The sequence below is a fragment of the Streptococcus sp. SGI.013 genome (genome assembly GCF_050315295.1).
Lineage (GTDB): Bacteria > Bacillota > Bacilli > Lactobacillales > Streptococcaceae > Streptococcus > Streptococcus porcorum.
On the sequence record NZ_JBNPOS010000013.1, the window covers coordinates 13,324 to 28,207 of the forward strand.

Sequence of the window (14,884 nt, forward strand, 5' to 3'; positions counted from 1 at the left end):
TGGCGTTGAGCTTTTTGCCTCTTTTTTTAACTTTCAAGTTGTAACATTTGACATTACAACATACTAAGGTTATACTATCATTGTAAACAAAAATATTACAACGAAACAAGTGAGGTATCAACATGAAATTAGCTATTATCGCAGCCAACGGTCAAGCAGGTCAAGCTATTGCTAAGGAAGCAGTAGAACGTGGTCATCAGGTGACGGCCATTGTCCGTTCTGAAAACAAGAGTGCAGCTGAAGATGTTCTTCAAAAAGATGCTTTTAATTTGACCAAGGAAGACTTGGTAGGATTTGATGTGGTGGTTAATGCCTTTGGTTCTTGGACACCAGAAACGCTACCAGATCACAGTCGCCTAGCAGAGCATCTAGCGACCATCCTTGCAGATAGTCCAACTCGTCTCTTGGTGGTTGGTGGTGCAGGTAGCCTTTATCTAGATGAGAGCCAGACAGCTATGCTTAAGGATGCGCCAGATTTCCCTGAAGAATACCTACCAATTGCTGAGGCGATGGGAGCAGGTCTTGAGATTTATCGTCGGGCGACAGCCGTCAATTGGACCTACATCAGTCCAGCAGCCGATTTTGATGCGGAAGGTCCAAAGACAGGTACCTATACCCTTGCTGGTGAGGTTTTCCAAGTCAATGACGAAGGTGAAAGCTATATCAGTTATGCCGACTATGCGGTGGCTTTGGTTGATATTGCTGAAAAAGGTGGCTACAGCAAAGAACGTATTTCTGTATTTGCATAAAATTGAGGAAAAAGATAGTTCTATTATGGAATTATCTTTTTTATTTGCAGATAGGATGTTGTGAGGGGGTTACTTGATATCGTTTTTATTATGTTGAAGGGAAAATTGAGTCAAGATGGGTGTTTTTTTAAGCCCTTATAAAGTTAAAAATTTAGGGATGATAATCTTTAAAAAGAATAAGCTCCATGAGCTTTGACTCATGGAGCTTATTTTAAATGATTGCTTTAAGATTCAGCAATTGCTTTTTCGAGTTGATTGATTTTGTAAAGCACAAAAACATAGAGGGCAAGCAGGGCTAAGTTGATTCCAAGTCCTAGTAAAATTCCTGTACTAGCTTTTGTTAAAAAGAGACTGAAGATATTGGTCAAACTAGTATAGAGTTGAAGAGCTGCCCCAAGATAGTAAGGGAGTTTAGAAGGTTGATTATTTTTGATACGTTTGCGGTTTAACCAGGATAAAATAACAATGGTTCCTGTGATAGTGACACTGACAACAACTCCTAAAATAGCTAGCGGAGTCAAGCTAGCGCGATAGACTGCTTCTTGATCAGGCACTTGTTTGATAAACTCTTCAAGGTTCATAGCAAGTGTAACAAGTCCTAAAACACCAAATAATCCAAAAATGAGAAAGATGATATTCAGAATGAGGACGGCAGTATTGCTACTAGCAAGACTTTGTTTTAACTTTTCTTTTGATAACATAGCATAACCTCCTAAAAATTAAGATAATTAAGATGGATGACACCATCATTATAAAACTTTTTAATCCAAGTGTCTATATGCTACGAAATTTTTTTAAAAAATTGCAGAATATCTTCATCCGTCAAGCCAATCATGGGGTCAATAGATAGAAAATTAGCTTCTGTCAGGCGATACTGTTCGCTATCCTTATTTAGAGGAGCGTTTTGGTCTTGTTTAGTGTTTTTTTCTGAAAGTGGTTCTGTTCCTAGAAAACGTTCAACAAGGTAGGTGTGACGTTTGGCCCCTTCATTTTTGATAGCATAATCAAAAGCTGTGTATTCTCCTAATAGAATCAGTTTACTTTTGGAACGAGTGATGGCGGTATAAATCAGGTTTCTTTGGAGCATGCGACCACTAGATCGAGTAATGGGTAAGATAACCACTTGAAATTCACTCCCTTGTGACTTATGGATACTCATAGCATAAGCTAGAGTTATTTTTGCCCACTCATTACGAGGGTAAGTGACCTCAGCACCATCGAAATTAATGATGAGCTCATCTTGTTTGGATTCGGTATATTTTGCGGGAATCAGATCGGTGATGTAGCCAATATCGCCATTAAAAACATTATTTTCAGCATCGTTAATAAGGTGTAAGACCTTATCTGCTTTCCTAAAGCTGATGTCATTGAAAGAAAAACTTAGTTGGTCATCAAGTGGGTTTAACAAATCTTGTAGGAGTTGGTTAAGTTTATCAATACCAGCATCGCCACGATACATAGGGGCTAAAATCTGGATTTCCTGTGGATCAATGCCACTTTTAATAGCTGCAGCAACAATTCTAGTTACCATTTGAGAAATATGATTGGCCTGTGCTTCAAAATAGCTACGGTCTGCTTTTTTTTCAGTAAAATCAGGAGGAATGCTCCCTTGTCGAATTTGGCTAGCTAAGGCTACAATAGTAGAATCATCAGATTGTCTAAAGATTTTAGTGAGAGCGACTTGTGGCAGCTCTGCAATTTTTAAAAAATCAGCTAAAACTTGTCCAGGCCCAACAGAAGGTAGCTGATCTGCGTCTCCAACAATAATGACTTGTGTGTGGCTGGAGATGGAGGTGAATAGTTTATAGGCCAACCAAGTATCCACCATCGAAAACTCATCAATGATGATAAGATCACAATCCAAGTAGTCCTCTAAGCCTTGGTAGTCTTCTTGATCCCCTGTTAACCCAAGGTGTCTATGGATGGTGGCACTAGGAAGCCCTGTTAACTCGTTCATCCGACGGCTAGCTCTCCCAGTAGGAGCTGCAAGGATGATGGGAAGATTATTTTTATGTAAATCAATCCCATGTAAGTCAGCATAAACTGAAATAATGCCATTAATAACTGTGGTTTTTCCAGTACCAGGACCACCTGTTAGGATAAAAAATGGGCTAGTGACAGCTTGGTGGATAGCTTCTTTTTGGGTACTGTCATACTGGATACCTAGATTTTTTTCAACTTTTTGGATGACCTGACTGATAGCTTCTTTTTTGAAGGTATGCTGATTATTTTGCTCAAGCAGACGTTTGATGTGTTTATGAATCCCCTTTTCAGAGTGGTAGAGGGTATTTTCGAAAATCTTAGTCCCTTCATTGGCAACTTTTTCTTCCACTAAAAGCTGGCTTAATTCGTTGGCGACAAGGCTAGGATCAAGCTCAATAGGTCTTGCCTTTTCAAGTAGAGTTAGACTGGCCTCTAATAAGTCTCGTGCCTCAACGTAAGTATCTCCTCGTTCAATAGATAGCTCGGTCAGGCTATGAACCAGTCCAGCACGAAAACGTTGGGGAGCATCGCTAGCAATTCCTAATTGTTCGGCCAATTGGTCTGCAATAGCAAAGCCAATCCCTTTAATATCTTCTACAAGTCGATAAGGTTCGTTATTGATAATGTCAAGCGTTTGTTCCTTGTAGGTTTCAAAAACTTGTAGGGCGAGTTTGTTTGATAGTCCTAATTCTGCTAATTTTGATAAGATCTGCTCGGCGCCATAATTTAGTCTTAACTTGGCAAGGAAGTTGTCGCGGTTAGCTTTAGATAGTCCTGAGATGGTGGAAAGATGGCTAGGATCTTCTAGGATAGCGTCAATAGGCTGCTCACCATAAAGCTCCACGATGCGCTCAGCGGTTTTTTTACCGATTCCTTTAAATTGCTCGCTTGAAAAATACTTTACCAAGCCAGAAGCAGTGGGTCTTGCTTTTTCATAGCGACTGACCTTGAGTTGTTCGCCATACCTTGGATGTTGGATAAGATCTCCCCAAAAGGTATAGTTCTCTCCTTCAATGACATCTGCAATGGTTCCTGTCACAATGATTTCAAAGTCAGAAAAATCAGCATCAGTTTCTTCGATGTCAAGTAGTAAAATTTTAAAGTAGTTACTGGCGTTTTCAAAAATAACGCGTTCAATAGTACCTGAGAAATAATATGCCATAATGTTTTCCTTATATTAAAAAAGTGGGACAATTCCCAAATGTTAAGAGGGTACTTGTCTCACTTTGTAGCAATGATCATTAGTCGATGCTTCCTAAATTGCTGATTGGCCAGACGGGCCAAATTCTAAATTTTGCTTCACCAATAATGGTATCTTTTGCAAAGGTTCCCACTGCTCTACTGTCCTTAGAAACGATGCGGTCATCCCCTAGGAGATAATATTGCCCTTCAGGAACAGTGACAGTGAAACTTGCTTGACCAGAGCTATCGGTGGTAAAGGCGCTAGAATTCTGTGCTAATTCTTGGAAGTAGCTATTATAACTATAAGTTGATTGGAGTTTATCTTTTTTATAAGCAGCTTGGTAGTCCTTAAGATAGCTTTCTTCAACAACCTTACCATTAACACTTAGAACGTCATTATTATAACTGATCGTATCTCCTGGCATTCCAATAACACGTTTGACAATGTTTTTATCACCTTCCTTGGCGACAACAATGTCAAAGCGCTCGATTTTAGCAGTTTTGATGACTAAGAGTCGTTGGCTATCAGCAAGAGTAGGATCCATAGAATGCCCATCGACTTTTACAGGGAACCAAATAAAAAGACGAGAAAGTGTGAACAGTGATAAGATGAGGATGAAACTTCCCCATTCTTTAAGAAAAGATTTAAAAGAGAATGTCATAAGGTTATTCCAATCGTTTTAGTGCTTTTTTTGTATTTGCAAAGTGCAGCTTTGCAAGATGAGAGAGAGTTTCTATGCCGTATTGTTTGATGATTTGGCTTGCTACCATATCAGATGCTTGTCCAGCACCACTAGGAAGAGTGAGATGAAGGTCTTGTCCCAATTGCTCAAGGTTTTCTAAAAATAAGTTTCTAGCAATGATCGAGCTTACTGCGACAGCAAGGAATTGATTTTCTGCTTTTTGGATCAAATCAATGGGCATAGAGACTTGGTGTTGCTCGTATTTTACATATTTAGCATAATTTTTAGCGGTTGTAAAAGCATCAACTACAATGCGTTTAGGCTCTATACCGTCTTTCATAAGGAGATAGATAGCTTGATTATGTAAAGCTACCTTAACAGACACAGCATTGTGCATTTTCCCTTCTCCAACAACTTGATTATATTTTTGTGGAGATAATAGCAAAGCACGGTGAGCGATTTTTTCCTTTAAAACAGGTGCAAGTTGTCGAATTTTTTGATCTGTTAGTCCTTTAGAATCTCCAACCCCTAATTTTTTTAAAAAAGCGTGTTGGCTAGGCTCAACAAAGCTTGCCACAACAGCAATCCCACCAAAGTAACTACCGTTTCCAACCTCATCAGTTCCGATGAGGGGGACATTTTGCTTTAATGAAAGTTTGGGACTAGGAGTTACTAATCCTAACGTTTCAGCTAGTTCTTCAGCTTGATTTCCTTGAATCACTAATTTTCCTGACTGATACAAAGTTACCATCTGCCCCTGTGCTTTTGCGGTGAAGACAGCAGAAGTGTGACGATTTGGTATAGCATAGGAGGAAAGTTTTTGTGTGAGTAAAGCAATTTCCTTTGCTTTTAGTGTTAACGATACGGTACTCATGCTCTCTATTTTATCACAAAAGAAATCAAAAAAAATAAAAAAACATTCTAAAAAAATTGTCATAAAACGAACATTGTGTTAAAATAAAATTGCCTAAAGGAGTAAAACGCTTTCCTAAATGAAATGAAAAGGAGATTTTTGATGATAAAAAAATTTTTTGTTTCACTTTCAGCGACAGCTCTTCTTGTAGCAGTAGCCATACCAGCATTTGCACTTGACAATGGAACAACTGTGAATACAGAGGATCACGTTGCTCTTGGAGGTGTTACTGCACCTGAAAAACCTGAATTAAATATTGATCAATTCCTAGCAGATGGAACAGTTGAAATCACTCAAAAAGGAGATTCTGTGACCGCGCCGTCACAAACATCTGATTTGATTTACGATGTTCTGAAAGATGAGAACGGCAATCCTGTGTTGGATGAAAACGGAGAAGCGACTATCATCGCTAAGCCAGCAACAGCTCCAATTGCGCAAGATACCAATTTAAAAGGTGGAATTGATGAAAATGGCAATGGTTATGTTTATGGTAATTCCGTAACTGATAAAGAAATAGTTGAGCCATCAGCTAAGCCAGTGGCTAAATCAGTTGAAAAAGCTGATACAGTACAAGGACAAAAAACTCTTCCAAAAACAAGTGCGGTAAACTAATGATAACTTGTTTTTAGGAGAAGAAGGGTTGCCTATTTTTAGGCAACTCTTTTAGTATATTTAGTAGAGATGAAGGGAAAAAGTAATGAGGAAAAAAAGTTTATTTAATAAGCAGTGGCTGAGAATATTGTTTGGGGTTATAATGATGCTAACTCTAGTCGGGTGTGGAACGCAGACAAAGGCTCCATCCTCTTCTGGTACTTCTTCACAAGAAACAAGGCAGCAGACACAACAAACAGGCTATACAGTTAGCTCAGAGGAAAAAGAATATTTAAATAATAAGTTTACTGGTTTAAAAGCAACTAATGCTGATACAATTGGTTATATTTATGCACCAGGGACACAACTGGATGAGCCGATTGTTCAAACCACAGATAATGAAACTTATCTTGATAAGACTTTTGAAGGTGCTAATGAACCTTTGATGGGAACTGTTTTCATGGATATGGATAATAACAAAAACTTTTCTGATAGTTTGACTTGGTTATTTGGTCATGCTAGAGGAAGTCAGGTTGCTGACCATCGTATGTTTAATGATGTTAATTATTATGACCAGCAATCTTATATGGATGAACATCCCTATGTGGTCATTGAAACACCAGAGCGCAAATACTATTATGAGGTAGCTTTTTTAATTATTGTCCCTGAAACAACGGCTTTTTATAGAACTTCATTTGATAATACCGCGCAATTTGAAGAGCAGTTAAAAGAGGTTCGTGAAAAAGCACATACTCAGAATAAAGGAGTTGAAATTAATTCTTCTGATAAGTATGTGGTCTTATCAACTTGTCGAGAAGATGATGTGACGATTAGGGCAAATCTTTATCTTCGCCAAATTCCAGATTCGGAGTTAACTGCCTTTTTAAAAGAAAATGGAGAGAAACTCGTTTATACTCCGACCCGATAATGAGATTTTATCAAGGGATTATAGGCTAAATAGCAGAGCAGTTTGGGATAGTGATGTCTCAGACTGTTTTATTTTAGCTGATTTCCTACTTCAAGGTTGGTCAATTATAAAATTTACGATATAATAAAGGGTGCGAGGTATGAATCATGACAAGTAAAAATAGATATAAATTTACATTTGGAGAAAAAAAACTGACTTTAACAACAGATAAAGATAATCTTTTTATGGAAGAAGTCGAGCGAGTTGCTAAAGAAAAGTATGACACCATTAAAGAAAAATTACCCGATGCTGATAATGAGACTTTGGCGATCTTATTAGCGATTAATGTTCTGTCAACACAGTTGACAAGAGAGATTGCCATCGAAAAGCAAGAAAAAGAGTTGGAAAAACTCAGATATATGACAGTTGCTCAAATTAAAGATCGATCTGAGCAGACTCAGTCGGAGGAAGCTAAATGATCACATTGCTTATGTTACTAGTTCTGCTTTGGCAATTTTATCTTGGTTATGCCAGAGGATTCTTCCTACAGTTGATTTACACAATTGGCCATATACTAGCGATTTTTATCGCGGGACTTAACTATCAACGATTGGCTGATGTATTGACCCTGTGGGTTCCTTATGCTAATGCTGACGAGGGAGCAAGTGTTTATTTTTTCACAGATGTTCCTTTGTTTGATTTAGGGCAAGTTTTTTACTCAGGGATTGCTTTTATTCTATGTTACACAGTGGTGTATTTATTTGTTCGATTTTTAGGAGTTATTTTTCATGCCGTAAAATGGCAACCTCTAGATAGTAGGTTTGGTAAAATCTTGGCAGGGACTCTGTCTCTTCTTGTTAGTGCTAGTGTGTTGACAATGCTCTTGTCCTTGTTGGCAACAGTTCCTTATGCTAGCCTTCAAAATCATTTAAATTCAGGTTTGGCAAAAATGCTTATCGACTATAACCCAATAACGAGCCAATTGATTCATTATTACTGGGTAACTAATGGTCTAGGATAGCTCAGAGTAAAAGGCTCAAGGAGCCAAGTAGAAGAGATACTCATCTAGTGATAGGGAGTGAGATAAATTCTTTAAGTTTGCAAAGAGTTTGATCCACTCTTTTTTTGATAAAGAAAGAATTATGAATAATAGAATTTTAGAAAATTTAGAGTTTAATAAGGTAAAGCAGTTGCTCTTACCTTATGTAGCAAGTCAACAGGCTGAAAAGGAATTGCAAGATTTGCTACCGATGACAGAACGTGACCGTATCAAACAAGCTTTTTCGGAGATTAAGGACATGGAGGAGATTTTTGTCGCTTCTCATGGCTTTAAAGTGGCTGCTATTAAGGATATTTCTGAATCTTTGAGGCGTTTAGAGTGGGATGCGGATTTAAATATTTCAGAGTTACTGGATATTAAGCATGTTTTACGAGTGTCGTCAGAATTGAGTCATTTTTATACAGGTTTAGAGAATGTTTCGTTACGTGCTTTAGGAAGGCTATTTGAGCATATTGAGGTCTTTCCGAATTTAACAGGTGCTCTTGAGGCGATTAACGATGGGGGATTTGTTGAGAGTTTTGCTAGTTTAGAGCTGTCTCAAATTAGACGTACCATTCAAAAAAGCGAGACTGAAGTCAGACAGATTTTACAAGATCTTTTAAAAAGCAAGTCAGACTACCTGGCTGAAAATTTGATTGCTAGTCGTAATGGCAGAAGTGTTTTACCAGTTAAAAATACTCACAGGAATCGGATTTCAGGAGTTGTCCATGATATTTCTGCATCAGGAAGTACGGTTTATATCGAGCCAAGGGCAGTTGTTGAGTTAAACGAGATTATAACACAGGCTCAGGCGGATGAACGGCATGAGATCAGTCGCATCTTACACGACTTGTCTGACATGCTTCGACCTCATCATCAAGCGATTCGAAATAATGCTTGGTTGATAGGTCATATTGATTTAGTTAGAGCCAAAGTACTGTTTATGAGAGATTATCAGGCGACTATTCCTCATATTTCTCAACACAAAACCATTCAGTTAGTTAATGTCCGACACCCTCTTTTGAAAACTCCTGTTGCCAATGATCTTCATTTTGGTGAAACCCTAAATAGTATTGTGATTACAGGTCCCAATACAGGTGGGAAAACCATTATGATTAAGACTTTAGGTGTCAGTCAGCTCATGGCTCAATCGGGCTTACCTATTTTTGCGGATGAGGGATCTAAAGTCGCTATTTTTAATCAGATTTTTGCAGATATAGGAGATGAGCAATCTATTGAGCAAAGTCTTTCTACTTTTTCAAGTCATATGACCCATATTGTTGCGATTTTGGAAGAAGCTGATGCAGATAGCTTGGTTTTATTTGATGAACTTGGAGCAGGAACAGATCCGCAAGAAGGGGCTAGTCTGGCTATTGCCATTTTAGAAGATTTAAGAAAACGTCACATCAAGACCATGGCAACCACACATTATCCAGAATTAAAGGCCTATGGTATTGAAACACCGCAAGTTGAAAATGCTAGTATGGAGTTTGATACTGACAGTTTAAGACCGACTTATCACTTTATGCAGGGTGTCCCAGGACGCTCAAATGCTTTTGAAATTGCTAAGCGTCTGGGACTTGGTTTGGAAATTGTGGAAGAGGCGGAGCGTTTAACGGATCGCGACACAGATGTGAACCTTATTATTGAGCAGCTTGAAAAACAGACAGCTGAAAGCAGGAGACGTTTGGACCATATCAAAGAAGTGGAGCAAGATAATCTGAAGTTTAACCGAGCTGTTAAAAAGCTCTATCAGGATTTTTCACGTGAGCGAGATAATGAATTCGAAAAAGCTCAGAAAGAAGCGCGTGATATTGTGGATTTAGCACTTAGTGAGAGTGAAGCCATTTTAAAAAATCTGCACACTAAAGCCCAGCTCAAGCCACATGAGATTATTGAAGCTAAAGGACAGTTGAAAAAATTAGCCCCTGAGGTTGATTTGTCTAAAAATAAGGTTTTGAAAAAAGCCAAGAAAAAACGTGCTCCAAAAGTCGGTGATACAATTGTGGTTACTAGCTATGGACAAAGAGGTAGTCTCACCAAGTTATTAAAAGATGGACGCTGGGAAGCGCAAGTTGGTTTAATCAAGATGACGCTTAAAGAGGAAGAGTTTCAGATTGAAAGCGTTGAAAAATCTAAAGAGCCTAAGAAAAAACAAGTCCATGTTGTGAAAAAAACAAGTGGACAAGGTCCGCGTGCTCGTCTGGATTTAAGAGGAATGCGCTATGAAGAAGCCATGATGGCACTAGATAGCTTTATTGATCAGGCATTATTGAATAACATGGCACAGGTTGACATTATCCATGGTATTGGGACGGGTGTTATTCGTGAGGGCGTTAGCCAATATTTAAGACGCAATAAGCATGTTAAAAGTTTTGGTTATGCCCCACAAAATGCAGGTGGATCTGGAGCAACCATTGCTAATCTAGGATAGCGTAGCAAATAGTGGAAAAAATCTGAGAAATCTGTAAAATATAAGTATAATTATCAATCAAAGGAGATTATTATGGTACAAGTATTAACAGATGCAAACTTCGAGTCAGAAACGAGTGAAGGGCTTGTTTTAGTTGATTTTTGGGCAACTTGGTGTGGTCCATGTTTGATGCAAGCTCCTATTCTTGAGCAATTAGCAGAGGAATTAGATGAAGATGAATTAAAAATTGTTAAAGTTGATGTTGATGAAAATCCAGCAACAGCTCAACAATTTGGCATCATGAGTATCCCAACGCTTTTGTTTAAAAAAGATGGAGAAGTGGTTAAGCAAGTAGCAGGTGTTCACACTAAAGAACAAATCAAGGCTATTGTCGCAGAGTTAGCATAAAATAAGAAGCTAGATAAAGAAATCTAGCTTCTTATTTTTTATCTGTTAAGGAGATACTTACTCATTATTAGCAGTTTGATAGGCTTCCCACATTTTTTTCTGAGGGGTTGCAAAAGGGTAGGTGTCAAAATCCTTAGGTTTGAGCCATAGGAGCTCTTTTTGTTGATGGAGATCAATATCTTGAATCTCTCCTTCCAAGAGTTCAATTTGCCATTTTTGATGACTAAAGACATGTTTGACCAGTGGAAAACTTTTTTCTGACCAAATGGGTTGAATCTGATAGTTTTCTTCAAAGCTTATTTTTTGAGATAAGGTCGTACTGCTTTTATCCGGATCTGTAAAGAGATTAAGTTGTTGTTCGACAAGTCTAGTTTCCAATAAAGGAAAAGACCAAAAACCAGATAGGAGTCCTTCTTTGGTGTTTTTTTGGAAGAGATAAGCCCCTTCTGAATTTTTAATGACAAAGGCTTGTAAAAATCGAGGACGTGGCTTTTTCTTTGGTTCTTTGATAGGGTATTTATCCATTGTTCCGTTAAGATAGGCTGCGCTGAAGAATTTAATTGGACTATCTTCTGGCCTAGGGTTTTTAGCCGATTCAATATCGGTCCCTAGATCCATCAAAGCTTGGTTAAAATCACCAGGGCGCTCAGGATCAATTAGCTGTTCCATGATGGCTTGGAAAATTTTGCGGTTTGCAGGGACGCCAATATCATAATTTACTTCAAATAATCTAGCCATAACCCGCATGACATTCCCATCAACTGCAGGTTCAGGTAAGTTAAAGGCGATGCTAGCAATAGCTCCTGCAGTATAGGGGCCAATTCCCTTTAGAGAAGAAATTTCCTTAAAAGTTTTAGGAAATTTTCCATCAAAGTCTGCCATGATTTGCTGGGCAGCTTGTTGCATATTGCGTACACGAGAATAGTACCCTAAACCTTCCCAAGCTTTTAAGAGTTTCTCTTCAGGCGCTTGAGCTAGATCTTTGATTGAAGGAAACCAGTCTAAAAATCGCTTATAGTAGGGGATAACTGTTTTGACCTGTGTTTGTTGAAGCATGATTTCAGACACCCAGATATGATAAGGGTCTTTACTGCGTCTCCAAGGCAAGTCCCGCTTTTCACGATCATACCAGTCTAGTAGGGTTTTTCTGAAGGAGAGGATGGTTTTTTCATCCCACATGTCAATTCCATAATCTTTTAAATTTATCATGTGTCTATTTTATCAAATCACAAAAATAAGACAAATGAGCTGATTTTTTTACAGAAAAAGCTTGACTTTTGGAAGCGCATACATTATAATAAAGACAGAAAGAAGGATAAGAGATTTCCAAAGGAGAAAAAGCCTATGATGAAATTGAATATCGCACGGTACAAAAACGGAGACAGAGCCTAAAACGGTAGGCAACATTCATAACTTTATATCTCACCTTATGAGGTGGTCTTATGTTACATTTAAATCTATCGCGGTATAAAAATGGTGATTAGTGAAAGTGAGCTGTGAAACGACATGTCGGAGGAAAACAGTTATGCTTAGTATGAACTTAGGACGTTATAAAAATGGAGACACTTTAGGCTGTTGCAAAAAATAGCTTAAGGGGTGAATCCAATGTAAAATTAAGTGGTTTAAGTAGTATTTCTTTAAAACGTCGCCCAAAGAAAGTGAGGGACTGTCATGTTAAGATTTAATATCAGTCGCTATAAAAACGGAGACGAGTTGTAGTTCCTTAATATTAAGGAGGTTACTTTATGATTCTATTTAACGTATCACGGTATAAAAATGGTGATTTCTAACTGAAAGTTTATAGAAGTAAGTAAAAATCGGAGGTATGTCGACATGCTAATGATGAATTTAAATCGCTATAAAAATGGAGATAAAGGAGTTTGATGACTCCTTATGAAATGACTCTGTAATCAAGAGTTTGGAAAGCGTTCTTGATGATCAGAGGAAAACCTTAGAGGATTAGTCCGTCCTCTAAGGTTTTTTTATTCTTCGATAGATTTTTCTTGCATAGTTTTATTTTTTAGCGTATAATAGTTTCTTGTGAGAATAACCTCACTTACTCATGACAAAGGATCATGAGTCATTAGACCAAAAGGAGGAACATATCAATGGCAAAATACGAAATTCTTTATATTATTCGTCCAAACATTGAAGAAGAAGCTAAAAACGCTTTGGTAGCACGCTTTGACTCTATCTTGACTGACAACGGTGCAACTGTTGTTGAATCAAAAGACTGGGAAAAACGTCGTCTTGCATATGAAATCCAAGATTTCCGTGAAGGACTTTACCACATCGTTAACGTTGAAGCAAACGACGATATCGCTCTTAACGAGTTTGACCGTCTTTCAAAAATCAACGGTGACATTCTTCGTCACATGATCGTTAAAGTAGACGCTTAATCACAAAGAGGGTAGTTTATGATTAATAATGTAGTACTTGTTGGTCGTATGACCCGCGATGCAGAACTTCGTTACACACCAAGTAACCAAGCAGTAGCAACTTTTACTTTAGCAGTTAACCGCAACTTTAAAAATCAAAATGGTGAACGAGAGGCGGATTTTATCAACTGTGTGATTTGGCGCCAGCAAGCTGAAAATCTAGCTAACTGGGCTAAAAAAGGCGCTCTTATTGGTGTCACAGGTCGTATTCAGACGCGTAACTACGATAATCAACAAGGTCAGCGTGTCTATGTAACCGAAGTGATTGCAGACTCTTTTCAAATTTTAGAGAGTCGTGCTACACGTGAAGGAAGCTCTGGGTCTTACCAGTCTAATAGCTTTGATCAAGGCTTTAATAGCCAACCATCAGGCTTCCAACAGCCTTCACAGTCACAAACGCCTAACTTTAGTCGAGATGAAAGTCCATTTGGAAATTCAAGCCCAATGGATATTTCAGATGACGATCTACCATTTTAATGGATTAAACGAACTAAATATATAAAGGAGAACTAAACATGGCTCAACAACGTCGTGGCGGATTCAAACGCCGTAAAAAAGTTGATTACATCGCAGCTAACAAAATTGAATATGTTGATTACAAAGATACTGAGCTTCTTAGCCGTTTCGTTTCAGAACGTGGTAAAATTCTTCCACGTCGTGTAACTGGGACTTCAGCTAAAAACCAACGTAAAGTAACAACAGCTATCAAACGTGCTCGCGTTATGGCTTTGATGCCTTTCGTAAACGAAGATTAATCAAAAGACCCAGATGGGTCTTTTTGTTTGACCTTATTTTTCTAAAGTATGTATGAGTTACAAATACATTTTTGCATAGTAAAAACAGTCAGTCTATTTATAGGTTTTTACCTAGCAAATAGACTGACTGCTTTTTTTGAAAATACCAATCTTATAGCTTATCTTTCTACAGTGAAAGAGCTTTGGACATTAAAATGCTTTTTAAAGAAGTAACGTCCTGCAAAAGCAGCAGCTCCTAATACAACCATCAATAAGGCAGGTAATTGAGGGTTAAACTGGGTAGGGAGTAAGCTGACTAATGAGACAAGGAGCACCCATCCAGCAAAAGAGAGAGTTAGAAGTCCAAGGTTTTTCCAAAAGTTTGGACGTTGTGAACGCTCTTTACCAAGGTGTCGATAAAAGAAATGGTAAGTTAGATACATTACCCCACCACCTGCTAGTCCAGTTGCAAGGAGAGTGAAGATGCCATATGGGATTTGGTTGCTATTGGTTAAAGCTAGAAAACCTTGGATAAGAGAGACAAGACCTAAGAAAAATAAGGCACTGTCGGTCCACATAAAGAGTGGTTTAGTATTTTTAGGTTCTGTTGTACTTTGTGTTGCTGTCTCTTGTTGTGTGAAAGTTGCTGCCCAAGCAGTTGGGGCACCTAAAAATGTTCGAGCAGGTATACCTTTATTTTGCTGTTCTAAGATATCAGGCATAATATCATCTATAATAGCTTGGATTTCTTCTGTTGACTTTCCGTCTTTATGAAGTTGGTTTTTGGCAATGTGAATAAATTCTTGATTTTTCTTTGTTAAGTTTTCCATATTGTATTATTTTC

General features: G+C 38.1%; 15 protein-coding genes and 1 pseudogene. 10 read left to right on the plus strand and 6 right to left on the minus strand.

Annotated elements, in window-relative coordinates; translation table 11 throughout:
- The first annotated feature begins 122 nt into the window (after window positions 1-122).
- Window positions 123-749 carry an NAD(P)-dependent oxidoreductase gene (locus tag ACQRDX_RS04990; RefSeq protein WP_427895071.1) on the plus strand — a complete coding sequence of 209 codons (627 nt, stop codon included), beginning with the start codon at window positions 123-125 and terminating at the stop codon, window positions 747-749.
- Between the two features lie 224 nt (window positions 750-973).
- Here the strand turns inward: ACQRDX_RS04990 and ACQRDX_RS04995 are convergent, their stop codons facing one another.
- The 4 genes and pseudogenes from ACQRDX_RS04995 to rnhC form a co-directional block, all read right to left on the minus strand.
- A complete protein-coding gene (locus ACQRDX_RS04995) occupies window positions 974-1,450 on the minus strand; it encodes a hypothetical protein (RefSeq protein ID WP_427895073.1) in 477 nt (158 codons plus the stop codon).
- A 241-nt stretch (window positions 1,451-1,691) separates the two neighbouring features.
- Window positions 1,692-3,894: pseudogene (recD2, locus tag ACQRDX_RS05000) on the minus strand (SF1B family DNA helicase RecD2); the annotation flags it as partial.
- 79 nt (window positions 3,895-3,973) lie between these two features.
- Window positions 3,974-4,576, minus strand: coding sequence for a signal peptidase I (lepB, locus tag ACQRDX_RS05005; protein WP_354369750.1), 603 nt, complete (start codon window positions 4,574-4,576; stop codon window positions 3,974-3,976).
- 4 nt (window positions 4,577-4,580) lie between these two features.
- On the minus strand, window positions 4,581-5,471 hold the full coding sequence (gene rnhC, locus ACQRDX_RS05010) for a ribonuclease HIII (RefSeq protein ID WP_427895075.1): 891 nt from the start codon (window positions 5,469-5,471) through the stop codon (window positions 4,581-4,583).
- A 141-nt stretch (window positions 5,472-5,612) separates the two neighbouring features.
- Between rnhC and ACQRDX_RS05015 the strand changes: the two genes are divergently transcribed.
- The 6 genes from ACQRDX_RS05015 (at window position 5,613) to trxA (ending at window position 10,868) form a co-directional block, all read left to right on the plus strand.
- On the plus strand, window positions 5,613-6,122 hold the full coding sequence (locus ACQRDX_RS05015; protein ID WP_427895077.1) for an LPKTxAVK-anchored surface protein: 510 nt from the start codon (window positions 5,613-5,615) through the stop codon (window positions 6,120-6,122).
- Window positions 6,123-6,264: 142 nt separating this feature from the next.
- A complete protein-coding gene (gene srtB / locus ACQRDX_RS05020; RefSeq protein WP_427895079.1) occupies window positions 6,265-7,029 on the plus strand; it encodes a class B sortase, LPKTxAVK-specific in 765 nt (254 codons plus the stop codon).
- A gap of 146 nt (window positions 7,030-7,175) precedes the next feature.
- On the plus strand, window positions 7,176-7,487 hold the full coding sequence (locus ACQRDX_RS05025; protein WP_427895081.1) for a hypothetical protein: 312 nt from the start codon (window positions 7,176-7,178) through the stop codon (window positions 7,485-7,487).
- On the plus strand, window positions 7,484-8,029 hold the full coding sequence (locus ACQRDX_RS05030; RefSeq protein WP_354369755.1) for a CvpA family protein: 546 nt from the start codon (window positions 7,484-7,486) through the stop codon (window positions 8,027-8,029). The genes ACQRDX_RS05025 and ACQRDX_RS05030 overlap by 4 nt, the downstream gene beginning before the upstream one ends.
- Before the next feature lie 121 nt (window positions 8,030-8,150).
- The gene (locus tag ACQRDX_RS05035; protein WP_427895083.1) at window positions 8,151-10,481 is read left to right on the plus strand and encodes an endonuclease MutS2; all 2,331 of its coding nucleotides are present in this window, start codon (window positions 8,151-8,153) and stop codon (window positions 10,479-10,481) included.
- A gap of 72 nt (window positions 10,482-10,553) precedes the next feature.
- Window positions 10,554-10,868, plus strand: coding sequence for a thioredoxin (gene trxA / locus ACQRDX_RS05040; RefSeq protein ID WP_354369757.1), 315 nt, complete (start codon window positions 10,554-10,556; stop codon window positions 10,866-10,868).
- 57 nt (window positions 10,869-10,925) lie between these two features.
- Here trxA and mutY read toward each other — a convergent pair whose 3' ends face one another.
- Entirely contained in the window at window positions 10,926-12,077 is a 1,152-nt protein-coding gene (mutY, locus tag ACQRDX_RS05045; protein ID WP_427895086.1) for an A/G-specific adenine glycosylase, read from the minus strand.
- An 899-nt stretch (window positions 12,078-12,976) separates the two neighbouring features.
- On the opposite strand from mutY, the gene rpsF reads away from it, so the two are divergent.
- The 3 genes from rpsF to rpsR are packed head-to-tail and all read left to right on the plus strand — an operon-like array spanning window position 12,977 to window position 14,061.
- Entirely contained in the window at window positions 12,977-13,267 is a 291-nt protein-coding gene (gene rpsF, locus ACQRDX_RS05050) for a 30S ribosomal protein S6 (protein WP_354369759.1), read from the plus strand.
- 18 nt (window positions 13,268-13,285) lie between these two features.
- Window positions 13,286-13,783, plus strand: coding sequence for a single-stranded DNA-binding protein (locus tag ACQRDX_RS05055; protein WP_354369760.1), 498 nt, complete (start codon window positions 13,286-13,288; stop codon window positions 13,781-13,783).
- A gap of 38 nt (window positions 13,784-13,821) precedes the next feature.
- Window positions 13,822-14,061 (plus strand): 30S ribosomal protein S18, encoded by a 240-nt coding sequence (rpsR, locus tag ACQRDX_RS05060; protein ID WP_000068664.1) that lies wholly within the window; start codon window positions 13,822-13,824, stop codon window positions 14,059-14,061.
- Window positions 14,062-14,219: 158 nt separating this feature from the next.
- Here the strand turns inward: rpsR and ACQRDX_RS05065 are convergent, their stop codons facing one another.
- Window positions 14,220-14,870, minus strand: coding sequence for a DUF1129 domain-containing protein (locus ACQRDX_RS05065; protein ID WP_427895089.1), 651 nt, complete (start codon window positions 14,868-14,870; stop codon window positions 14,220-14,222).
- Window positions 14,871-14,884 lie beyond the last annotated feature (14 nt).

Coding starts and splice junctions, on each gene's coding strand:
- ACQRDX_RS04990 (WP_427895071.1), top strand. CDS start 123: ATGAAATTAGCTATTATCGCAGCCAACGGTCAAGCAGGTCAAGCTATT.
- ACQRDX_RS04995 (WP_427895073.1), bottom strand. CDS start 1,450: ATGTTATCAAAAGAAAAGTTAAAACAAAGTCTTGCTAGTAGCAATACT.
- lepB (WP_354369750.1), bottom strand. CDS start 4,576: ATGACATTCTCTTTTAAATCTTTTCTTAAAGAATGGGGAAGTTTCATC.
- rnhC (WP_427895075.1), bottom strand. CDS start 5,471: ATGAGTACCGTATCGTTAACACTAAAAGCAAAGGAAATTGCTTTACTC.
- ACQRDX_RS05015 (WP_427895077.1), top strand. CDS start 5,613: ATGATAAAAAAATTTTTTGTTTCACTTTCAGCGACAGCTCTTCTTGTA.
- srtB (WP_427895079.1), top strand. CDS start 6,265: ATGATGCTAACTCTAGTCGGGTGTGGAACGCAGACAAAGGCTCCATCC.
- ACQRDX_RS05025 (WP_427895081.1), top strand. CDS start 7,176: ATGACAAGTAAAAATAGATATAAATTTACATTTGGAGAAAAAAAACTG.
- ACQRDX_RS05030 (WP_354369755.1), top strand. CDS start 7,484: ATGATCACATTGCTTATGTTACTAGTTCTGCTTTGGCAATTTTATCTT.
- ACQRDX_RS05035 (WP_427895083.1), top strand. CDS start 8,151: ATGAATAATAGAATTTTAGAAAATTTAGAGTTTAATAAGGTAAAGCAG.
- trxA (WP_354369757.1), top strand. CDS start 10,554: ATGGTACAAGTATTAACAGATGCAAACTTCGAGTCAGAAACGAGTGAA.
- mutY (WP_427895086.1), bottom strand. CDS start 12,077: ATGATAAATTTAAAAGATTATGGAATTGACATGTGGGATGAAAAAACC.
- rpsF (WP_354369759.1), top strand. CDS start 12,977: ATGGCAAAATACGAAATTCTTTATATTATTCGTCCAAACATTGAAGAA.
- ACQRDX_RS05055 (WP_354369760.1), top strand. CDS start 13,286: ATGATTAATAATGTAGTACTTGTTGGTCGTATGACCCGCGATGCAGAA.
- rpsR (WP_000068664.1), top strand. CDS start 13,822: ATGGCTCAACAACGTCGTGGCGGATTCAAACGCCGTAAAAAAGTTGAT.
- ACQRDX_RS05065 (WP_427895089.1), bottom strand. CDS start 14,870: ATGGAAAACTTAACAAAGAAAAATCAAGAATTTATTCACATTGCCAAA.